Origin of the sequence: Candidatus Leptofilum sp. (assembly GCF_965223285.1) — a bacterium.
Lineage (GTDB): Bacteria > Chloroflexota > Anaerolineae > Promineifilales > Promineifilaceae > Leptofilum.
Genome location: NZ_CBDCWL010000003.1, coordinates 51,281 through 73,502, shown reverse-complemented (window position 1 = coordinate 73,502; position 22,222 = coordinate 51,281). Strand labels below are relative to the sequence as shown.

Sequence of the window (22,222 nt, the reverse complement as noted above, 5' to 3'; positions counted from 1 at the left end):
GAGACGGAAAATTAGCTTAGGTAATCTGTAAGTGTCAATTAACATCAGGAGGAGTTATGTTTCCTTGGATGGATCAAACCGACGATGAACAAACGATAAATGCATTACAAAAAATGGCGTCTGAAAGGATTAAATTCCAAATACGCCAACCATCTGATACCCCAAGAATCCGCAATTTGTCTATTTCTTTGACGATGCTTTGTAATCAAGGTTGTCAGCATTGCTGGGTAGATGCCAGTCATGCAATGAAAAATGAACTTACAACCAGCGAAATACTAGATGTGCTTATGCAAGCACGGGAGCTAGGAGCTGAACATGTAAAACTTACAGGAGGGGAGGTATTTACTAGAAAAGACATCAACACTTTGATAAAGCACAGCCTCGAATATGGCTTAAGGGTTTCTGTTGAAACAAATGGCCTGTTACTCAAAAAGGAGCACTTACAAGAGTTTGTCGACTCCAAAGAACAACTGCAGTTCTTTATCAGTCTAGACGGATTTAAGCCAAATACACATGATCGGTTCCGCAAGTCACCCGGAGCTTACGATAAAACGATTCAAACAATAAAACAGTTGTCAGAGCAAGACTTCAGGTTTTCAATACACACCGTTGCTAACAAAATTAACCTTCACGAGATCATTCCCTTATACAATTATATGTGCAAACTTGGAGCTAAACAGCATAAAGTAATATTAAGCATACATCGTTTAGGTAGAGGAAGGCAGATACAGGATATATCGTTGAATGTTGAAGATATAATATGGTTAGTTAACAATCTGGATGAGGTGAACTTTTGGGATTATCGATGGAAAACGCAAAAAGATCCAAAGACCGTATTGATGCTCACGTTACCCCCAGCGTTCCAACCTTTAAATAATCTTAATTCGTTTACCTGTGGATGGGCCATTGATTTCTGCTCAATCCTCGCTGATGGTAGTGTGGCAATGTGTCATGGCTCTTATGAACAAGAAATGGCTATTGCCGGTAATATTCGAGAGGTTTCTTTAGAAAGTTTATGGAAATCAAGCGAATTTTTCGTATCCGCCCGACACACGGAACCTAAATCGTTAAAGGGCATTTGCGGCAATTGCATAGTGTCCCCTGCTTGTCGAGGATTATGCAGAACAAGCGCAATAGCTGAATATGGTGAATTTTTAGCGCCGTATCCGTTTTGTCAAGAAATGTATGAACGGGGTTATTTCCCAAAGTATATGTTAGTGGATTCCAATAAAGATAGTACGTATGTTGCACTTCCCAGATCAAATGGGCGAGCTATTCAACCGACAGTCGATATAAAAGATATTACCTTAATAAAGAAACAATTACATGAATAAAAAAGCAAACTTGTTCACATCAAATCAAATGAAGGTAAGCAATAGAAATGGCTCAAGAACAACGGGTGATTCTAAAATGGTCAATACCGGAACAACCTGTTTTTAGATTGAATTGTTCGGTTCCAGAGGTTCCTTAGATTCTGTTGTATAGATATTCATGGGATGATTTCTAGATGAATATTCGAAAGGTCTTGCGACTTTTTCCGTGCTGCTACCAGAGGCGGCGTGATTCAAAAGTTATCAAACCTTTTTCATCATGACTTGAAGTAATATGAACAATCTGAATTTTAAGATGTTGGCAAATCTTATTCGTGCTCGCAGAAATATTAGCCCTTACGCACTCCTCCTCGGATCAAGTTTGAATCTTAATTCCAGTATAATTGAATCTGTAATAGGTACAAGAGATTGGGAGCAGTTTTATTCAGTCGTACATGAATTAAGTTCAGATGAACGATTTAGTTTACTTAGCCCATCGCTTGAAAATTTAGATTTAGCTGCTGGATATAAGAGCCTAGCCAAGTTGATTAAAGAAGGTTACTTCAACCCAATATTTGCAGCAACACTCGATTCCGGCTTGTTGACAGGATTAGCACACGTTGGACTAACAGAAAATGACCGTGAGGTTTTGGTTAACGGACGTGATCGAACAGAGCAAATTGTAGCAGCTATTAAACGACCTCGCCCCACTGTGAAAATCCTTTTTTTACGGGGAAGTCTTCAATCGCGCATAATTCCGCTGACTTATGAGGAAACCTTTGAGTTTGATGCACAAATTGCATCAATTTTAGAAGACTATCTCAATCGTGATATTTTGGTTATAGGAACAGGATCTAGGGACGTAGATATCCATCGTTGCTTTCATAATAAAGGAGGATCTATTTGGCTAATTTCACCGCAGAACCCTTCTTCAGATGATTATCTTTATCGTCTTCAATCAATACGCAAAAAGGGAGGAATCATAAGTGGTGAAGAAGCAGAATTCAACAAATTTTTTCTATCGCTAGAAGCGTTGCTGAAGAGTCGTGACACCGGAAACGAGAAGGGCAAAAGCTTATCAAAGAGCAAGCCGGATAAGTTGCCATATAAAGAAAGTCGCTTAAGAATTGATACAAGGGTTTTGTATAACCATTTGCCTACTTCTGTTTTGCATCTTTACAACCCAGAAAGTATGCCACTAATTCAGTATAGAGTTCGAAATAATTCGGAGGAGAATATTTTATGTATGTTCCACTCTGAAATCGAAAATTATTCTTTTTCTCGAAACGATTCTGTAAATGTGCTACCTGGAGAGGAAACTATCTTTAATCAGTTACCAAAGTTAGATAGTGAAAAGATAAGTTCAATTACAGAAATTAAGTCTGCTCAGTTGCATTCCGTGGTCGAGTATATTAAAGACGAGAAGAGATACTTATATCACAAGCAGGACTATGATATTTATTTATTAGCCAGGAACGTTGTTCGATGGGCCGTGCCAGACTCAAAAGAGAATAATAAGTTTCATTCCTTAATAGAGCATATAGCTGCGTGGGTAACTCCAAGGAATGAGAACGTCAAGCAAATGCTCCGCTCGGCTGCTGATTACATTGCGTCATCATCAATTTGGGGGTATCAGGGCAATCAAAATCCAGAACTCATTAGGAATCAAGTTAAAGCCATATTTAATGCCTTGAAATTGGTTGGAGAAATTGCATACATTAACTCACCGTTTGCAATTGGCCCTTCAGATGGGGAAGTTAGACAAGCGGTTAGATTACCAAGAGAAAGTTTATCTGAAAGGAGTGCTAACTGTATAGATGGAGCTGTTCTTTATGCTAGTCTTTTAGAACTCGCAGCTTTGGAGCCTGTGATCGTGCTCTTGACCGGTCATGCATTTGTAGGTTGGAAAACATGGAAGGGGAAGAAAGAATACGAGTTCTTAGAAACAACTATGACATTAACTGATTCCTTTGAAAATGCATATCGTAAAGGTATGAATGAATATCAAACAATAGTGAAAAATGGTTGGTTCAACAGACCAATTTTTCACCCACATGGATTTGCGCGCCTCCTGGATATAAAAGCTTTGCATGACAAAGGCATTTATCCAATGGAGTAATCAAGGGAAAGCAGGAGAACGATGTATGCAGATTTAGGTGTTGATTTTAGTTTTACCTGGGATCGCTTTAGAGGGCTTTGACGTTTTCGTACTATGAATATCAAGGGCTTTTTATATTTAAAGTCTTCTGGCTATCCTGTTCCAAAGCTATCTGAGGTTTTTCGGAAGCCGAATGAATTAAATTGGGACTTGATTCTTGGGGACGAATATGAAACGAGATTTTTGCTTGTCGGTTTCGATGATAGAGGATCGATATATGATCATCCTTACAAAAATAGAGACACAAAAATTAAATCAGTTTCTTACGACCTGTTTTATTCAAAATGGCTAGAATTATCATCTATACTAACAAGTAGAGGCATTGATCCCATTAACCAAATATTTTTTTTAGGTAAGCAGTTTTCCCAACAAAATCTAAAGTTTTCGGGAATGATAAAAAAAGAAATAGATGACAATTGGTTTGGTGAAATTGTTGTGGATATTAAGTCTGGAGATCGTCCACCAGGCGTAGATTGGTTGCCTGATTATTCTTTAGTTTTGCCTATCATAGCTGGAAGACCTTCGTGGTCTAAAGAACAAGTTCAAAACAACAACGCCATAACATATTTGAAAAGACGATTTATTGCTAGGCTCGTGAGAGATATCAGGAAAATACCATTTAATGCTCAACTCGATTTTGAGGTTTTAGCCGATAATGATCTTGTCTATCACGACATGTTTTTGATACCTTAATGTGCAAAGTCGGAATTAACATCATTAAGAACATGAAATAGCAATATCAATGAAAGATATTGTCAAGAAGTTGAAAAAATTAAGCAGGTATTTAGGACAAGAATCAGGTAGGTATATAGGTTTGTTTACTTAAAATTAGGAAATAGAGATGCAAAAAGAAATTCTGGCTGGAAAAACGGCTCTAGTTACTGGTGCCTCCCGGGGGATTGGCAAAGCAATTGCCTTGAAGCTGGCAGAGGAAGGTGCGAACGTCGTTGTGAATTACTTAAATTCACAGACACAAGCTAATTTCATTGTAAATGAAATTAATAAAATGGAAAAAGGTAGAGCTATTGATGTTAAAGGCGATGTAACTGATATATTGTCAATCAGAAGAATGGCAAGAATTATAGATGACGAATTCGGTGGCATCGATATATTAGTCAATAATGCGGGACAGTTGCTACGACCTCAATACTGGAAGGACGTCACTGAAAGAGTTTGGGAACAATCTTTGAAGATCAATCTCCAAGGCCCTCTACTTTGCATACAAACCTTTGTGCCCATGATGGAACGGCGGGGTGGCGGAAAAATTGTGAACATAGCGTCCATGTACGGTATAACGGGATCCGCTTTTGTCCCCGCTTATACAGCTGCTAAAGCTGGTCTTATAAATTTGACGCTTGGGCTAGCAAAGAATTTAGCACCACAAATAAATGTAAATGCTATCGCACCTGGAAATATTGCCACGGAGATGACTAATAGTGCGGGGGATGATTTTCTTGAACAAATAGTTAGCGAAACACCTCTTAAGAGATTAGGTACCCCGGAAGAGGTGGCCGATGCTGTCTTATTCTTAAGTTCTCCGATGTCTTCTTTCATTACTGGACATGTACTAGTTGTTGACGGGGGGCTTTTATTACAATGATCTCTCTTACCCATTAACTATGAATACCAACAATAAATAAACTAAGTGTAACTTATATGCTATTGGCTATATACCGGCTCCAACTATCAACATCTATTCCAGAAATAATAGTACACACTTTTTCTTAATAATATTAAAAATTTCTATGAAAGACATTCTCGATTCAAACGATCTTGCTCGCATCCCTGTAGCCCTCCAAAAAGGTAGGGACTGGTTGAAAAAAGTCTGTGTAGTTACAAATTCAGGTTGGGGCTGGCCGGAAATTGGTGGTGAACCAGATGTTACAGTTTGGGGAGGGGCTTTGGATGGACTTCTAGGGTTATTATATTCGGGAGTTGCGGTTAATGATAAATACATTGTTAATGGCTTGCGATTAATTCGCTCAACTCGTGCCAGGAATTTTGGCTGGGCGACGGAAGAGACGGGGTGGCCCTTAATTGAGTCGGCTGAGAGTGTGAACGAAGCAACTGCATGGACAATAATTTGCCTGAAAAAAATTTTTAATCGTAACTTGCAAGAACCTATATTGATAGAATCTTCAGACTATCTGATTCAAGCCTCTTCACCAACTGGTGGTTGGGGAAGTCTGAAAGGGGACACTCCTAATATTTACGCGACTGCAGTTGCAATTTGGGCTTTAACAGGAATTAACAATGATTTCGTTCAACGTCAACTGCCTTTTCTGTTCCAGGCAGTTAATTCAGATGGGGGGTGGGGTTTTTCGCCAAAAGATAATCAAAGTCGGGTTGCGATAACCGGGTTGGTCCTTTATGCATTGCTTCAAGGAGACTTTAGTATACCTGAACCAATTTTTGATAACGCTATTCAAAAACTGAAAAATTCCTGTCTGCAAGATGGGACTTGGGAAAACGAACTCGACGTGGGCATCATGAAAGGAACGAAACAATATTATTATACGCGAGTTAGGCATTTCTCAATTAGCTGGGTAGTTCGTGCATTTGTAAAAGCGTTGGATCACGGACTATATATTGATTTAGTTCCAAGCATAAAAAGAATCTTGGATATGCAAGATCAAGCGGGCTTTTGGATTTACTCTTTATATGACCGAACACCTTATGTTTGGTGTACTCAAAATGCAATTTGTACGCTTGCCGAAGTAGAAGAATACATGAGCAAACGAACATAAAGGGAAAACATAGCAGGGCAAGTTTATTATGGACAAAAGTCAAATTTTCGCACTAGTTGTTGGTCTTGGGAGCGGACTAGCAATAGGAATACAAGGAACCTTAAATAATTGGGCAGGGAAGCTTGTGGGACCAATAGGGAATGGTCTATTAGTTAATGCTGTGGGGGGTCTGATTGCCGTGCTTCTAATTTTAATAACCGGGATGAGATATATTAATAACTATCAGACAATATCTAGTGCTGCACCATATATCATTTTTTCCGGAATATTAGGAATTGGGATTATTTCTGGTATTTCTTTTTCATTACCTCGGATTGGAATTGCTGCTGGTCTTGCTGTTCTCATTTTTGGCCAAATGTTGATAGGGATTTTTGTGGATACTTTGGGCTTGAATGGTGGACAAGCTATACCATTGAGTTTATATCGCATAGCGGGGCTGTTTTTGTTATTTTTATCTGTATGGTTCTTGATACCACGTAATTAACTCGGGTTTTCCTATTCAAATGCTTTAAGCTGAATAGGACTTACGTATTTTGAAAAGTTTGTTTGGTTTTGGATATGCGGGGACTTTTCTATGGTAGCTTCTGACTCTTTAAAGCTGTTATCGCGGTTGTTGAAAGAGCGAAAACAATCGGGTCAAGCACCTTATGTTCTTGTTCTTGGAAGTGGTGAACAGTTAAGCAACAAACAAAAAGTTGAAATTTCGAATGACCTTTTCGGTTATGAAAGCTTTACCCAGTTAGATGAATATTATGGGAAAATTAGTGAGATAGAGCGTTACATTTCATTACGCCCATATTTAGAGTCGCAAACGCCTTCGGCTGGATATCATTACCTTGCTGATCTCTTGTATCAGGGCTATTTCGATACTGTTCTGGATTGCCAGATTGATCGTAATCTTGAGGATGCACTGCTAGAAACCAAGATTCGCAGCGCTGAATATCAAATTTTGATTAACAGGAAAGATGATCCTAACCGGATTCTTGAATCTATTAAGAGTTCATTTCCCAGAATAAAAATAATTAAAGTTTACGGAGACTTTACTACTAGAAGATTCGCTTTTTCTGAATTGGAGGTTATTGAGTACTGTGATAATTTGAGGGAGGTATTGGATGAGTGTCTTGCCGGACACATTCTTGTTGCGAATCTGTCTAATAGGGACCGGGATCTGTTCCGATTACTACCTCGAACGGGTGGAACAATCTGGTATGCACAGGATAGTGCCTTAGCAGAATCGCATCCGGTTACTACTCATATTAAAATCAGGAAACCCGTCCTTATATCGGGGGAGGGAGAGCAATTTGATGGGTTGTTCAGCATTTTGCATAATCAGCTTTTAGGAAAGTCAATAGAAGCCTTTTGGAAAATGTTAGGTATGAGGCTTACTCCAGAGGGGACACAAGTTGCACAATTCGAGAATCTACCACAGCTGTTTGTAGAGCCCAAAGAATATGAAGAAATTATGCGTAATTTGGCTGAGGAGCATTTTGCTATAGTAACTGGTGAACCTCATCTGGGTAAGACATATACCGCTTTTTATATTCTATGGAAATTTTTTGGTCATGGTTATCGGCCAAATTACTTGCCGATTGATGAACTGATTAGTCCGAGTGGACGCTCGTATATCTCTTATCATTCGCTATTAAGGAAATATATCAAAAATGGTCATGTAATTTATCTAGATGATCCTTTCGGTAAAACACAATTTATTCCGAATGAAGATCTGGTTAGTAATCTTCACAACTTGATTATTGAAGCCAAACGATATGATGTAAGGATTTTAATTACTTCTAGGGTAAACATACTTAAACAAGCATTAGGGTATCCATATCCGACCTACGTGAAGCCGTTGATTATGTCATTGAGTTCTTACGAGCAAGAACAACGTAGGAAGATGATTGTTAACTATGCTGATTTATACAAACCTAATTGGTCTAAGGCAACAGACTATTACAATCTCGTAAACGAGGTGTCTTCTGTGCTGATTGCCCCGCACAATATCGATTTATTTGTTCGGGGTACAGTTCAAGACGAAAATGTTAACAATGCTATTTCTCGAGCTCAAGACTTCAACGATCTCAGCGTTGAATTAGCTAGAACGATTGCAAACAGAAGAGTACATGAAATTCTTTTCTATTTAACAATCAGCGTTCTTTCAAGTCGATTTATTTCTTTGAAAGAATGTAAACGTCTGTATTATGCAATGTGGAATTCTGTTAAAAAACAAGGGGCCTCTGATGCCCAGATATTTTTACCTTGGGAGAAGTGTGTAGATAATTTTAGTGATGAATTAATGAAGCGCGTCAACTGGGATGGTGAGGAAAACATTTCTTTCTATCATCCTGTCTATGATGAAGCAGTAACATTACTCTTGCAAAACAATTTACTTGTAATAAACCTTTTATCATTAACCGTTGAATCTTTGGCTAAAGACAACAATCCATTTGCACGAGAAGCGGCAGCTAGAATTATCTGCCGTTATTTTTCAGTAGAACATACAGATCTTATATTAGCACTTTCTAACGATCCAGACAGGGATGTAAGGTCAGCCATTGCAACTAATCTATGGTTAGCTCTTGATAAAATACCGAAGGAACTTATAAATAAGCTGTCGACTGATCCAAGTGAAATCTCAAGAAAGATGATGGGCAAATCCATAATCGAGTACTGGGAAAAATTACCAAGTCAACTTAGGCATGAGTCTATCTCGTTTTTGATTAAAGACCATGTGGATTGGGTGAAGGTAAATTGTATTCAGGCATTTGTATCAAATTATAAGCCTGCATTTGAGCAGTATTTACTTCGAATGGTGGAAAGCGAGAATGAGTTTATCAGGATTGTGATTGCTAATGAGTTGATGACGCACTATCAGCACAACTTCCTTGAAATACTACAGAAGTTAATTACAACAAGAGAAGATCGAGCAAAGAAATTCATTCATGAAAATGCTTATAAGGTAGATAACCTGCGAGTTTCTGACTTGTATAATTGAGATGCTAGAAAGTTAGCGATAAATCTTTCTCTCGTGTCTAATGTCTTCAACTCACGTCAGTATCTCTTTTTGAAACCGGAGTCACAGTAGTTTTGAGAAAATATATAACAAGTTACTATGCCTTTTACCTTGATAAAAAACCCGTTAATCAGTCAGAGATTAATATCTCTGAGGAATAAGAGCACAAGCCATAAAGAGTTTCGACAAAATCTTTCAGAAATCGCTTTGTTTATGTTGCCAACTGTTGTAGATGACCTACGATGTGAATCCATCCAAACAGAAACGCCACTAGGTATTGCGCAGGGAGTTAGAATTGTAGAAGAGGTAATATTGATACCAATCCTTCGTTCTGGCTTAGGCATGGTTAGGCCATTTGAAGAGTTTTTGCCCAATCCCAAAATCTCGTACTTTGATATTAATCGAGATCCAGAAAGTCTAATGCCCAAAATGAATCGTTCCTGGCTTCATGAGAACCTCAATGGGGAATGCGCAATTCTTATCGATCCCATGCTTGCTACTGGCAGAATTTTAAGCCAGGCCGTCCAATTGGTTAAAGAGAAAAATGTGGGAAGAGTAAAAGTGCTAAGCTTAATAGCTTCAACGCAAGGCGTGGATAACCTTCTCAAAAATCATCCTGATGTTCAATTATATTTAGTGGCCATTGACGATGATTTGGATGAATCTGGCTATATAGTTCCGGGCTTGGGCGATGCGGGAGATCGCTTAACCGGATTCAACCTAACATCTCCTCATTAAGACTTTGTTGGAGCATACAAGTTGATTTAGATCGACCGTTATATGTGGGTATGGCAAAACAATTATGTGATTGTTGAAAAGAGGTGTAGAGAGTAGGGAAAAATCGATAAGCATGATAGGTGGTTGTGAATTGTGGGGCGGTTTAGTATTTAGCCCCAACTCATCTGAATAGATTTTTTGAAAAAACATTATGCTGTGGAGGTTTAAATGATATTTAAAGCAAAAGAAATGCCAGTCAATCAGATTGATGCCCAAATGACTATTGTTCAATATTCCTCTGTTGACCATTCAAAGAAATTTAATGTTGTTAAAGGCGTTTTGTCCGGTAAGCATGGCCTAACAATAAACAATAGAAGTGATCGAGCTTACTATATTTTAAACGGGAATGGCAAGGTGACAGTGGGTGAAGAAATCTTTGATGTGGGTAAGGACGATTTAGTTATAATTCCATCTGGATTTGCCCATGGTTTAGTTGGGGATTTGGAATTCTTAATTATCACCGCGCCTGCATTTGATCCGGCTGACGAGGAAAGTATATAGTAATGCGAAATTAATGGATATCGGGAACGTCACTCTGTATCTTGGCTCGACTACTGACACTTTCGAACTAATTCGACAATAGGATCTTCTGTTTTCATTACTTCTGAATTCAAAGTACCATGCTGACACCTGCGCCGTTTTGGGTATCTCCCAGAAACGTTCGGAAATATTCGGTGGTAGGGACGAACTTATATGCACTTATAGGATGTAGGATCTCGTAGTTTTTGAGAATAGCCTCTCGACCAATTAGCTCGCTATCCCACAGTTTTTGAGATAACTATTTCGAAGTTTTTGAGAATTTCCTACCGGTATCCCGTAGTTTTTGAGGACAGCCTACATAGCTGGTCTGCCCTTATCCAACGAATTTTGAGAAGAACCTACATGCTTTTCGAGAGATATTTGCAAATGTTGGGGATCGACCCTTAAAAAGCGGCATCCTCAAGCACCTCACTCTTTTCCAATTTAGCTGGCATATCAGCCAGCATTTTGGTCTCTCCATCGGGGAATTTCATCCCCGTTTGTACCAGCGGCAATAAATGTGGCGCATTCAAACGCCGCCATTTGGCTTCGGCCTGAAGTAACAGCTTGAACGCCATCGCCAAGCCAGCTTCGCGCGAACCAGCGCCTCGGGTTTGCTTCATTCGTTGTTTGACCGTGGCAAATGGCGATTCCACCGGATTGGTCGTTCGCAAATGCACCCAGTGCGCTGCCGGATAATCGAAATAAGTCAACAGCTTGTCCTGGTCTTTGGTCAGTGTTTCCGTTGCTCTCGGGTATTTCTCCTCAAACTCAGCCACAAATCTGCCGATTTCTGAAATAGCATCTTGTCGCGTCGGCGCTTGCATGATTTCGCGCAGCTGCGCCTTGGCCCGACCTTGCAACCGCTGCGGCAATTTGTCCAGCACATTCACCATTTTGTGCACCCAGCAACGCTGCCCTGCCGTTTCGGGATAAACATCACGCAAGGCATTCCAAAACCCCAGAGCGCCATCGGCAACGGCCAATTGCGGCGCTTTCATTCCTCTGGCTTTCAAATCCCGCAAAACTGTTTTCCACGCTTCGCTCGATTCTCGATACCCATCTTCAATAGCGATGACTTCTTTACGGCCGTCTGGTAAGACCCCCACTATCACCAGGCAGGCGATCCGCTCATCATCACCCAGACGCACCTTGAAATACAAGCCATCAGCCCAGATGTAAATGTATTGCTTCCCAGCTAATGACCGTTTCCGCCAGCCGCGATACTCTTCTTGCCAGATGGTTAGTAAACGGGCCACCGTACTGGCTGAGAAACCAGCAATTGCCTCCTCGCCCAGCAACACTGACAACGCTGGTTTGAAATCACTGGTGGACAAGCCCCGTAGATACAAGACGGGTACGGCCGTTTCCAACCGAGGTGACCGGCGCAGATACGGTGGCAGGATATTGCTGGTGAATTTCATCCCCGGCCGTTTGTCCTTGACCCGCGGCGCTTGCACTTTGATACTGCCAGCTCCACACTGTATCTTCCGTTCTTTGGCTTTGCCGTGGCGCACCACCAGCGCCTGGCCCGCTTTATCCCGTTCCGATTTGTGGGCCTGAATGTACGCTTCCACTTCGGCTTCTAATGCGGCAATTAACATCCGTCGTGCCCCAGATTGCACTATTTCATCCAATACCGAGGGTAGCTGAGCACCATTTTCTGCCACAACTTCATCGTTTATGGTACGCTTGTCCATGCGGTGTATTCTCCTTTGGGCTTTTGCCCGTTGCGTTTGATCACGCTTGAGAATACGCCGCTTTTTCGTTTAGGCCAATCCCCAACTTTTGGTTATATCTCGCTTTTCGACTGGTTCCCAGAGTAATTTGTCCCCAAAGTAGGCCATTCTCAAAAATTGTGAAACGGGATTCTCAAAAACTATGGGACAGGTTCTCAAAAATTATGGGATAGTTCTCAAAAACTGTGAGATCCTACATAGGAAGAAAGGCATTTGTCGGCCTTCTTCCTTCCGTTTTGACAATAAAAAGCTTATGATAATCTAGTTTATTGTAAGCTATTGACATACGATGTAAATTGACATAATATAGTTGCATGGACGCGCAAAACACGGCTCTCATTCCCCAAGACGACTGGTACGCCATTATTGATTTGGTGACGCAGAGTGTAGACAGCCAGCACAGCAAGCGCGCTTACAGTCGCGCCCTCATTGATTTCCTGGATTGGTATGATGGCAACGGCCGTCCCGGCTTCACCAAAGCGACGATCAACGCTTACCGCGAAGCAATGCTGCAAGCCGGTAAAAGTAGGAGCAGCATCAACCAGGCGCTGTCGGCCATACGCAAGCTGGCCGCTGAGGCTGCCGACAACGGGCTGGTCCCCCCCACCCTCGCCTACGGCGTTGAACGGGTGAAGGGGGTAAAGCAGGAAGGGGTCCGCGCCGGGAACTGGCTGACGAAGGAAGATGCGGAGCAGCTGATTAACACCCCGATCACGCGCTGGCATCGTGAGGAGATTCCGCTGCGCAAGGCGATCCGCGACCAAGCGATCCTGGCGCTGATGATTGGCACTGGGTTAAGGCGGTCCGAAGTGGCCGGGCTGACCTGGGCGATGATCCAGCAGCGGGACGGCCGTTGGGCGATCATCGACCTGGTGGGCAAGCGCGGCCGGGTGCGTTCGGTGGGCATCCCGCCCTGGGTGAAGGTGGCGCTGGATAGATGGGCGCAGACGGCGGGGCAGCGAGACGGCCGTATCTTCCTCGCGCTGAACAAAGACGGCAGCCTCGCCGGCTCCGTGCGCACCAAAGGCGGCACGCGCACCGATGGGTTTTTGACCCCGCAGGCGATTTACAATGTGGTCAAGGAACATGTGCTGGCAGCGGGCTACTATAATAGGAAGGGAGAAGCGGCCCTTGCTGCCCACGACCTGCGGCGGACGGCGGCAGCGCTGGCGCTAAAGGGCGGCGCCGATCTGCGGCAGATCCAGCAGATGCTGGGCCACGCCAGCATCACGACGACGGAACGCTACCTGGAACCGATGCGCAGCCTGCAGGTGACGGCCGGCGATTTCATCCAGATTGAGCTGGCGCTAACGGCTCAATAGCCAGCGCCTGTTCTGAGCGGCTCCACGAAATTGAGCATTCGAAGTGCTGCCTGCATGGTCAAAAAAATACCCAAAAATCCGCCAAAATTCCCAGCGAAAAATTCCTAAAATTTCTTAGAACGGCTCTCAGACGCCGAAAGAGGGCTTCAAAACGGCCGTTTGGCGCGTAACCGCGCCGATGGGGTGATATCCAACCCCAGCAGGAGGTCTCCACATGCCCCATTTTCAGCGCGGTGATATGTGGACCGTTTTTGCCACGGCAGATCTTTTTCTCATCACAACCAACAGCACGATTCGTCAAGATGGCGCGTTGGTTATGGGGCGCGGCATTGCCAAGCAGGCGCGGGACCGGTTTCCGGGATTGGCTGCAAGCCTTGGTCGGCACATTTTGAATACCTGTGGCCGCCTTGGCGATTACGGCCTGCTCGTTAGCCCGCGCTGGCCGGCGGCGAAGCTGGGTGCTTTTCAAGTAAAGTTATATTACAGCCAACCTGCCAGCCTGGAACTTATTCGTCATAGCACGGCTATTTTTTGTGCCTGGTGTGCTGTTCATCCCGATGCAAAAGTCGTGTTGAACTATCCTGGCATTGGCAACGGCCGTTTCCGCCGCGAGGTTGTCTTGCCGATCATCGCCCAACTGCCGGAGCAGGTCACCATCTGGGAGTATTCGCTTCCTGACAAGGAGAACTTTCTATGACTAAGCCCGACTGGAATCGGCAGGTTAAACTCGGCCGTGGCCGCAGCGACACTGGCGCCCACCACCGCGCCATTGAAATTGCCCGGCAGCTGCTGGTGATCGGCCGCTGGCCTGATCATCTGCATACGCTCATCGTCATCCACAACGCCTATGATCTCCACCGTCACTTGCAATTATCCGGAGCGGGTGTTTATGATGCTGGCCAGGGTATCACCGTGTACCCGGCCGCCTATGAGCTGGCAGCCGGCCAAGACTATGAAGTCGCCCCGATGGATGCCACTGCCCCCCACCCCATTCCTGGGAGATGTCCATGAAAAAACTTAAAACGCAGATAGCTGCGCTACCGACCATACAGGTAGACGGCGAAACCTATCTTTCCTACCAGGCGGTCACCAATACGGTGGCCGCTTTTTTATTTCCACAAGGACCGCCCACCCGCCCCACCGACCAGATGGATGCTGTTGGCTACCAACGTGTCCTGGAAACGGCCGATACCCTGTGCCGCGAGCTGGGCTACGCTTCAGTCGTCAAGCTGTCACCGCCAACTGTGCCGTTTTCGGAGATGGGCCTGTACTGGACGGCGGCTGCGGCTGCGCGCAGTGCAGGCGTTTCCCAGCCTGCCGCAGAGGCAGAACCGGTTTTAATTCACGCGGGGCCTGACCGCATCGAAATGATCCAGGAAGGCCTGCTGCTGGACGCCCGCCTCAGCCGACTGGGATTGGCGGAAGTTACCCGACAGCATTTCAAAATCCCGGTCACCGCTTCCGATGCCGTCATTGACCTGATGCAGCGAGCCGTTAATTCGGACTGGCCCAATGATTTCAGGGGGATCTGGCATGACATCCTGGGGATGTGCGTGGCTGGCGGCCGGGACATCAGCGCCACGGAAAGGGTGTTTACCGTCATCATTCGCGGCCTGGGCCAGCGGCGATATTGGCGCTTCAAAGCGTGCATCCAGCTGGATAACAGTGGCGCGCCCTTCCTAACTATACATCTGGCTGATGAGGGTGATCCCAAGGCTTTGTTTGCACTGGGCCACGTGGTGATGACGCCGGGGGCGGCTGAGTTGGGCGTAGATTTTGCACCCTACCTGGCCCGGCACGCACAAGGCGACTGGGGAGATGATTTAGACAACTTCGATAGACGGCAGAACGACACAGCCGTCAAAGAAGGATACCGCATCCTATCCGCCTACACTGTCCCCGTCGGTGATGATGAGACAGAACGAATCTGGATTATTACCGAAGCCGATCGGTCAGCGACCACCGTTCTCCTGCCATCCGAATATTAATTGAGGGAGTAATCCTTATGCCTACGACAGCACTCAAACAACTAAAAGCTCATCCAGCCCAAATGCGCACCACCTATGACCTGGATGGGCTGGCGGCGCTGACGCTGCAAGTATACGAGCGCGGCTTAGACCAATGGCAGCCGATTGTCGCTTCTCCCAACGGCGAGGGCTATCACATTGTTAGCGGCCACCGCCGCCACATGGCCCAGCTCTTCTCTTTTGCCCTGCGAGATTGGGCCAAAGAGCACGCGGATACGGAAATTTCTATTGAGGTCGTGCGCACGATGATCCATACCCTGGTGGAATCACTGGGCACGCTGGAGCAGGTCATTGCCTCACTGCTGACAAAATATGGTGACGAAGCTGTTGAGTTTGTTACTTTTGAGGGCGGCCAGAAGGCCCAGATACTCGCGCTGCAAGCTGCCAACTACGGCAGTGAGCAGCCCGACATGTTGGGCGTGGCCCACAGCTTCCGTCAGGCGGTAGCCGCTGGCGCGACGCCAGAAGAGATTGCCCGCAACGTTGGCCAGCATGTGCAGTTTGTGCGCAATCACCTGGTGCTGACCGAAATCCCGCCCGAACTGGCGCAGCGTATTGCCGCCGGCGACCTGCCGATGAGCGTGGCCACGGCCGTCGCCGATGTGCCCGAACCGAAACGTACCGGCCTCTCTATCTTCATCCTGGCCAATGAGGCCGGCAAGCTGACGGCCAAAACCATCAAGGATTGCGCGCTGACGCTCAAGAAGTGGCCGGGCCTGCAGCTGCCCCTGATGGTCAAACACCAGTCGCAGCGCAACATCGCCCGGGCGCTGGTGGCCCTGTGGGGCCAGGTGGTGGACGCCTATCCCGAAGACGCTTACGCGGCGGCCGCTATGCTCATCTATCGCCATGTGCATGATGAGCCGTGGAGCAACCAGGAAAAGCTGACGCTGTGGTTCCAAGCGTTGGGCGGGGATACATATTTCGTAGACGGCCGTATCAACTGGACGGCCGTTGTCGAATACCTCATCACCGATGTGGCTTGTGACACCTGCCCCATTGGCCAACTGCCCCGACAGTCGCTGCGCTCAGACCTGTCGCAGGGACAGGGTGGACCGCTGGGGATGCCTTGTCGCGTTGGGCAAGAAGCCAGCCGCTGCATACACGGTCTCGCGCCCAACGACAGCTTCGATGTGCGCGTTCCCTGGGATTGGGGGCAGCATCCTGGCGTGGTCAGCGAGGGCGGCGATTATCGAGCCAAGAGTTATGACGACTTGCTCGCTGCCTGGCAGGCGCAGGCGGCGCAAGAACTGGCTGAGGACGAAGCGGCATCAGAAGTCGATGAGCCAAAAGCGGATGAACCATCTGGCGATGGGCCACCCACAGAAGCACCGACTCCGACGACAAAAGGGCAGGCCCAAGCTGAAACGGGCGGCACAGCGGCGCCGGTTGCAGCATCTGCCCCGGAGAAGCCGTCGTCCGTTGTAAAACAGCGCGCCCAGATTGCCAACTTTATGAAGCGGCATGAGCAGTTATCTGCCCATCATCCATTCGCCACGTCTTGCAGCCGCTGTCGGCACTGGCTGGACAGCAGCCCGACAAAGGATGAATCGGTGCCTCATTGTGCCTGGGCCGGACGGCTGCGCAACGTTTCCTTCCAGGTGTTGACGGCTGCCGCGCAGCAGGCAGGAGCTACCGGCAGTTTGCTGGTGCCTGTCTGCCGGCAGTTTGCGCCCAGCCAGCCATGGCATGACCTGATCCCGGCCCATCCGGAGCCACCGGGGGTGCCCCGCGATTGGCTCAAGGAACAAATCTTGTGCTTGGTCAAAGAGGCCAATCGACACAGCAGTGATCGTAATGCGTTTGAATTCCTCACCGGTCGGCCGATGGGCGCCAATGAAAATTATGGCAGCTGGTTCAAGGAGCAATTCGAGGCCCAAGGTGGTGATTTGAGCGATGCGCAGCTGTTCACGCTCTTCGTCTGGGCGCATGGCGAATGGCAGCGCGCGCGGAGGCGCCAATTTAGTCTGCCGGTTAATGGACACGGTTTGCAATTTGTGACGGTCGAGGAACGGCCGTGGCGCATGGAGGAGAATGAATGAACAGCAACCTGACTGTAACAGACCCGTTGGCGGAGCAGGATGTAACCATCATCGTCACTCTGGCTGCCAGCGACGCCCCTCTGGCCGAACGGCCGTTGCTGCTCAGCGTGGGCGTGGCCGAACAACTGCCGGTGGTCAAGACCGGCGCCTTCGCCAGTCTCGTGCCCATGATTGAGGAGGCCTGGACAGCTCTGGGTGTTCGGGCACAGGCGGCGGGAGCTGCCATAGAAGAGGAAACCATTGCCGAAGAACAAACGGCAGCCCCGGACACAGTGGCCACGAATGTGACCACGGCCGACATAGATAATCATGAGACACCGCCGCCAGCGTCCAATCCGCTGTCCGCACCGCAGCCGCAGGCCCAAAATCTATCCCTGTTCTAGGAGAATGCCCATGACGACCCAGGTAGACAACCATCCCCCTCGTATCTTTAAGTATGCTGATAAAAGTTTTCCCGACCCCGGACCGGAATACAGTGTGGAGCAAGTGCTGCAACATTTGCGCACCTTCTTTCCAGAGCTGGGACACGCCAGGACAGAAGAAAAGACGCTGGCCGACGGCACGCGGGAAATTACGTTCAGCAAGCAGGTGACGCGCAAGGGCGCTCTGCCCGCGCCGGTGGCAGACCCGACAGCTATTGACACGCTGGTGACGGCGCTGACGGCCGTGCCTGAATACGACAACCCTCTGAATCCCGTCTATGAGGTGCTTATCAAGGAACGGCCGTTGACCCTGCATACCCTGCGACAGCACACGCAGTTGCTGCACGATCATGCCGACCAGCTGCACGACCAGACGGCTGCCATCAATAAGGTGATCCTGTCATGCAAACGCCTCGCACCGACCCCCCTGCTGCACCTGCCGTTGGGATTTTAGACCCGGCGGCCACGCTGCTTGCTTCAGATTTCCTGCATCCCTTAACGTCACCCCCCACACCTTCGGCAACCGGTAACCTGCACCTCCCGCTGGGGACGGGCTTGCCGCCGCTTGCCTTCCTCTTGCTGGCCGACCGGCTGGCCGAGCTGTATGCGATGGTGTTTCCCGACCAGCCGGAGTGGCTGCGGGCGGAAACGGTGCAGTGGCAAAACGAGGAAGATGTAGCGGCTGCCGTAGAGCGTTTTTTACAGCGAGTGGGCACTTTATTTCCCGTTCATGATGAAATCTGGGACGTAGACTTAGAAGTTGTGGAGTGGCGTTTGTACGAAATCCCGGTCATCCCGATGGGGATAGATGAGTATTATGACGGCTGGGACGATTTGAAAGAGCCGCTGCCTTACCTGCTGCATGCGCAATACTCGCGCGATAGCGAGGACTCTCCCGATGAATTTACGGCATTGTACCTGGCGCACCAACTGCCCCGTTATCTGGAGCCGCACCGTCTGGTGGAAACAGTACAGGGGTTGGATCTGCCAGAGCCGCTCGCTGCCCTGCCCGACCTCATCCTGATGCTTAATCATGCCACAGACAATGCCTGGATTGACGTTGGAGAAATGGCGTTGACCGAGGGCGGCGGTTATCCGCAGTGGCGGCCGGATGAGGTAGCCTGGCTGGCCGCCGAATGGCAAAAAGCGCAGCCAATTCTGGAGCGGATCGACCGGCTGCTGGATTGGCAAAACGACACCCCCGCTGCCATCGATGACAAGTTAACGGCCGTTCGTGACGCACTGCTAGCCGCCTATCACCAATCTCAGGAAACGGCCGTTTCCCCTTGAGGTACGTTATGAATCAGCAATTCCCCCTGCCCCGCCTAAGGCTGGATTTTTACGACACGGCCGTCTTGCTCTCGCGTTGGGAAGAAGACGGCCGTTTGCTCACCCATCCCGTCTCTGTACACGACGTGGTCAGCGCCTGCACCAGTGTGGCTTTGAGCAGCGGCATGCTGCCGGCCAACACCCTCTTTTGGGGACAGCAGGCGAACACAACGACGCTGGGTATTTACGTCCCGGCGCGCCGGTGGCGGATGCAGACGGCGGAACAGCATTATCACTTGCCGATGCCGCCCTTTGTCTTTGTGGGCAGCGGAACGGCTTACAAGATATTTGCGGTAAAGAAACGGCCGTCTGGTGAAGATGCTCGCCTCTATCACGTCCCCTGCCCCAATGTGCACACCACCGGTGGCATTTGCCAGGGAAATGCACCCTTCCCGGATTGCTCGCCGCAAACTATCCAGGCTGCCTTACAGCTGTTCATGGAAGGCAGTCTGTTCAACGCGGATCTGAGTCGAGGCAAGTGCCGATCGTACCCGGATGATGTGCGCCAATTGTGGGCTGAACTGGACGGCCGTCCCCGCTTCCCCCTATCCGAGCTAGCGCCTGCACAGATGCGGTTGCGGAATTTGTTTTCATGAGGAACCCGACATGATCGACAATCTGGTCACCTACCACATCCACAAGCGCGATCCTCTGCCGGCCAATGATGCGCTGGCTTACCAGTACGTCCTGGCCGGGAACGGCGTTTTTGTACGCGCCGAGACGCGCTTCTTTACGGCGCTGCTGCCGGTAACGGCCTGCACTGTGCGCGGCCTGCCGCCGCTGCGTCCCCAATTCCAACTGCTGGTGCCACGCATTCCGGCGCGCCTGCTGGATACTGCCCTGGCCGACGCCCGGCGTGCCCGGCGACCCGATAACGGGCTCAACGAGGTGTTATACCAGTTTCACCACCACGGCCGTGCCGTTCAGGTCAAGAAACCGGCCCAGCAAACTACGCCCACAAGTGTGGCCACCGACGTGACAACGGCCGTTGCTGACGCCGCCACCATCATTTGTGATCTGCATTCCCACGGCAACATGCGCGCCTTTTTCAGCCAGACCGACAATACCGATGAGCAGGGCGCCCGCCTGTATGGGGTGATCGGCAAACTGGACAGCGAACCGGAGATGCGGCTGCGCGTGGGTGTGTACGGGTATTGGCTGGCGCTGCCGTTAACGGCCGTTTTTACTAACAACGGCCCCTTCGACATGCCCAACTCCGTTGGGTCGCTCAGGGCAGGCACCTTCAAAGATTTGTACCAGGAGAAACAAGATGACAAACAACAGTTATAACAACGGCCATGCGGCCAACGACGATTACACTGGCTTCACCTATGAGCTGGAAGAGCCCATCGCGGTCAAGGGATTTTCTGTCACCTATGACCGCAAATTTAATACCGGCAATTTCGAGTCGCTGAACCCGGCCGTTACCATCTGGGTGAAGAGTGTGGTGCCGGAAGGGGAAGCGTTTGACCTGCACCACGCCAAGGAACGGGTGCGGCGCATGGCACGGGAAAACGTGCGGGCACAGCTGCTGCTGCGGCAGGGGAATCCGGAAGTGGTTTTCCTCGGTTTGCAGCCGCCGCTGAGTGGCGATCCCGACCCCATCTTTGTGCGTACCGTCAGCGTCAGTCTCACCTATAAAGTGAACCTGGGCGACTATAACAGCATCACTCCCGGCTACACCGATTGGCATGATGTCCGCCACGTGGCCCACAGCCCCGGCGAGCTGCACATGGCGCTGGACCGCATGTGGCAAAGTTTGTGGGCCAACGTCGAAGACGAGATTTCCCGCGCCCAGGGAAAGGGTGGCAGTGGTGGTTTCTTCGGGCTGCCGGCAATTACCGTTGAAGATCTGACGGGAAGCAGCAAGGAATTGGCCAACGGCCGACCGCCTGCCAATGGCCTTGTCGTGCCCGCAATGCCGGCCGCTTCTGCTCGTCCCGGCAACGGCCGTCACATCTAATGGACACCCTGGCCATCGAACCCACGTACCGGGTGGTTTTGGGCGACGTTAACCGCTTCCGCATCATGGTCGTGGGGGCCGGCGGCACCGGCTCGACCCTGGCTCTGTTCCTGGCCGGGCTGGCTTATCACGCCCGGCAAAAGGGTATCCAGGTGGAGCTGACGCTGGTAGACCATGACGTGGTAGAGCTGAAGAACTGTGGCCGTCAGGCGGTGAGCCTGCAGGCAGCGCTGGCGGGTGGTGTGCCCAAGGTGGCCGATCTGGCCCTGCGACTCAATGCCGCTTACGGGCTGGACATCGCCGCCTGGCCGCAGCCGTATGTCATGGACATGACCCGCGGCTGGTTCCACCACGGCGCCGGTGGACGGGAGTGCGCTCACCTGATCATTGGCTGCGTGGACAACCACCTGGCGCGGCGTGAGATAGCAAAAACGGTGAAACTGTTCGACGGCCGTCTCTGGGCCATCGACTGCGGCAACGAGCAAAACAGCGGCCAGGTGCTGATCGGCAACCTTGCCGACGGGCGAAACATCCGGACGGACCGTCTGGGCCTGTGCAGCGGCCTACCCTCCCCCTATTTACAGGAACCGGACTTGTTGACGCCGGATCCAAATGCTCAGGCTCAGTCCTGCGCTGAAATGGCATTGGCCGAGACCCAGAGCTTGATGGTCAACCGCATGGCGGCCACGATTGCCGCACAATATACAGCCGTTTTTGTCCTGCAGCGCCAGGTGCTGCATCTGAGCACCATGTTTACACTCGACCCGCCTACGGCCAGGAGTTTGTTAATCACCGAGACCAACATTAACGAATATAAGAGAGACAGTAAATCGTATATTCGTTGTTAGGGTAACATA

Annotated in this window: 22 protein-coding genes; 21 read left to right on the top strand and 1 reads right to left on the bottom strand. The window is 48.7% G+C overall.

The features are described 5' to 3' along the window. Nucleotides 1-68 precede the first annotated feature (68 nt). The 9 genes from ACOQPU_RS00445 to ACOQPU_RS00405 all read left to right on the top strand — a co-directional run bounded on the left by ACOQPU_RS00445 (nucleotide 69) and on the right by ACOQPU_RS00405 (nucleotide 10,503). Entirely contained in the window at nucleotides 69-1,334 is a 1,266-nt protein-coding gene (locus tag ACOQPU_RS00445; protein ID WP_420640514.1) for a radical SAM/SPASM domain-containing protein, read from the top strand. 271 nt (nucleotides 1,335-1,605) lie between these two features. Next, on the top strand, nucleotides 1,606-3,429 hold the full coding sequence (locus ACOQPU_RS00440; protein WP_420640513.1) for a hypothetical protein: 1,824 nt from the start codon (nucleotides 1,606-1,608) through the stop codon (nucleotides 3,427-3,429). Nucleotides 3,430-3,522: 93 nt separating this feature from the next. Beyond that, on the top strand, nucleotides 3,523-4,161 hold the full coding sequence (locus ACOQPU_RS00435) for a hypothetical protein (protein WP_420640512.1): 639 nt from the start codon (nucleotides 3,523-3,525) through the stop codon (nucleotides 4,159-4,161). Nucleotides 4,162-4,309: 148 nt separating this feature from the next. Further along, nucleotides 4,310-5,068, top strand: a complete 759-nt coding sequence (locus ACOQPU_RS00430) for an SDR family NAD(P)-dependent oxidoreductase (RefSeq protein ID WP_420640511.1) — start codon at nucleotides 4,310-4,312, stop codon at nucleotides 5,066-5,068. 145 nt (nucleotides 5,069-5,213) lie between these two features. Next, nucleotides 5,214-6,215, top strand: a complete 1,002-nt coding sequence (locus ACOQPU_RS00425) for a prenyltransferase/squalene oxidase repeat-containing protein (protein WP_420640510.1) — start codon at nucleotides 5,214-5,216, stop codon at nucleotides 6,213-6,215. A 28-nt stretch (nucleotides 6,216-6,243) separates the two neighbouring features. After that, on the top strand, nucleotides 6,244-6,699 hold the full coding sequence (locus tag ACOQPU_RS00420) for a DMT family transporter (protein ID WP_420640509.1): 456 nt from the start codon (nucleotides 6,244-6,246) through the stop codon (nucleotides 6,697-6,699). A 90-nt stretch (nucleotides 6,700-6,789) separates the two neighbouring features. Continuing rightward, a complete protein-coding gene (locus tag ACOQPU_RS00415) occupies nucleotides 6,790-9,207 on the top strand; it encodes a HEAT repeat domain-containing protein (RefSeq protein WP_420640508.1) in 2,418 nt (805 codons plus the stop codon). Between the two features lie 117 nt (nucleotides 9,208-9,324). Continuing rightward, complete coding sequence (gene upp, locus ACOQPU_RS00410; RefSeq protein ID WP_420640507.1) at nucleotides 9,325-9,963, top strand: uracil phosphoribosyltransferase; 639 nt, start codon at nucleotides 9,325-9,327, stop codon at nucleotides 9,961-9,963. Between the two features lie 207 nt (nucleotides 9,964-10,170). Then, nucleotides 10,171-10,503 carry a cupin domain-containing protein gene (locus tag ACOQPU_RS00405; protein ID WP_420640506.1) on the top strand — a complete coding sequence of 111 codons (333 nt, stop codon included), beginning with the start codon at nucleotides 10,171-10,173 and terminating at the stop codon, nucleotides 10,501-10,503. Nucleotides 10,504-10,925: 422 nt separating this feature from the next. Here ACOQPU_RS00405 and ACOQPU_RS00400 read toward each other — a convergent pair whose 3' ends face one another. Beyond that, complete coding sequence (locus tag ACOQPU_RS00400) at nucleotides 10,926-12,221, bottom strand: IS256 family transposase (protein WP_420640505.1); 1,296 nt, start codon at nucleotides 12,219-12,221, stop codon at nucleotides 10,926-10,928. A gap of 353 nt (nucleotides 12,222-12,574) precedes the next feature. On the opposite strand from ACOQPU_RS00400, the gene ACOQPU_RS00395 reads away from it, so the two are divergent. The 12 genes from ACOQPU_RS00395 (at nucleotide 12,575) to ACOQPU_RS00340 (ending at nucleotide 22,213) form a co-directional block, all read left to right on the top strand. Further along, nucleotides 12,575-13,582 carry a tyrosine-type recombinase/integrase gene (locus ACOQPU_RS00395; RefSeq protein ID WP_420640504.1) on the top strand — a complete coding sequence of 336 codons (1,008 nt, stop codon included), beginning with the start codon at nucleotides 12,575-12,577 and terminating at the stop codon, nucleotides 13,580-13,582. 214 nt (nucleotides 13,583-13,796) lie between these two features. Then, nucleotides 13,797-14,279: a hypothetical protein gene (locus ACOQPU_RS00390; RefSeq protein ID WP_420640503.1), complete on the top strand. Its 483-nt coding sequence runs from the start codon at nucleotides 13,797-13,799 to the stop codon at nucleotides 14,277-14,279. After that, complete coding sequence (locus tag ACOQPU_RS00385; protein ID WP_420640502.1) at nucleotides 14,276-14,593, top strand: hypothetical protein; 318 nt, start codon at nucleotides 14,276-14,278, stop codon at nucleotides 14,591-14,593. Before ACOQPU_RS00390 ends, ACOQPU_RS00385 begins: the two co-directional genes overlap by 4 nt. After that, nucleotides 14,590-15,570, top strand: a complete 981-nt coding sequence (locus tag ACOQPU_RS00380) for a hypothetical protein (RefSeq protein ID WP_420640501.1) — start codon at nucleotides 14,590-14,592, stop codon at nucleotides 15,568-15,570. The genes ACOQPU_RS00385 and ACOQPU_RS00380 overlap by 4 nt, the downstream gene beginning before the upstream one ends. 17 nt (nucleotides 15,571-15,587) lie before the next feature. After that, the gene (locus ACOQPU_RS00375; protein WP_420640500.1) at nucleotides 15,588-17,651 is read left to right on the top strand and encodes a ParB/RepB/Spo0J family partition protein; all 2,064 of its coding nucleotides are present in this window, start codon (nucleotides 15,588-15,590) and stop codon (nucleotides 17,649-17,651) included. Next, the gene (locus ACOQPU_RS00370) at nucleotides 17,648-18,034 is read left to right on the top strand and encodes a hypothetical protein (protein ID WP_420640499.1); all 387 of its coding nucleotides are present in this window, start codon (nucleotides 17,648-17,650) and stop codon (nucleotides 18,032-18,034) included. The genes ACOQPU_RS00375 and ACOQPU_RS00370 overlap by 4 nt, the downstream gene beginning before the upstream one ends. Before the next feature lie 10 nt (nucleotides 18,035-18,044). Beyond that, nucleotides 18,045-18,527, top strand: a complete 483-nt coding sequence (locus tag ACOQPU_RS00365) for a PRTRC system protein C (protein ID WP_420640498.1) — start codon at nucleotides 18,045-18,047, stop codon at nucleotides 18,525-18,527. Then, nucleotides 18,476-19,363, top strand: coding sequence for a hypothetical protein (locus ACOQPU_RS00360; RefSeq protein ID WP_420640497.1), 888 nt, complete (start codon nucleotides 18,476-18,478; stop codon nucleotides 19,361-19,363). The genes ACOQPU_RS00365 and ACOQPU_RS00360 overlap by 52 nt, the downstream gene beginning before the upstream one ends. Before the next feature lie 8 nt (nucleotides 19,364-19,371). Further along, a complete protein-coding gene (locus ACOQPU_RS00355; protein ID WP_420640496.1) occupies nucleotides 19,372-19,998 on the top strand; it encodes a hypothetical protein in 627 nt (208 codons plus the stop codon). Nucleotides 19,999-20,008: 10 nt separating this feature from the next. After that, complete coding sequence (locus tag ACOQPU_RS00350) at nucleotides 20,009-20,692, top strand: Mov34/MPN/PAD-1 family protein (RefSeq protein WP_420640495.1); 684 nt, start codon at nucleotides 20,009-20,011, stop codon at nucleotides 20,690-20,692. Continuing rightward, complete coding sequence (locus ACOQPU_RS00345; RefSeq protein WP_420640494.1) at nucleotides 20,673-21,365, top strand: hypothetical protein; 693 nt, start codon at nucleotides 20,673-20,675, stop codon at nucleotides 21,363-21,365. The genes ACOQPU_RS00350 and ACOQPU_RS00345 overlap by 20 nt, the downstream gene beginning before the upstream one ends. Next, entirely contained in the window at nucleotides 21,365-22,213 is an 849-nt protein-coding gene (locus ACOQPU_RS00340) for a ThiF family adenylyltransferase (protein WP_420640493.1), read from the top strand. Before ACOQPU_RS00345 ends, ACOQPU_RS00340 begins: the two co-directional genes overlap by 1 nt. Nucleotides 22,214-22,222: the final 9 nt, after the last annotated feature.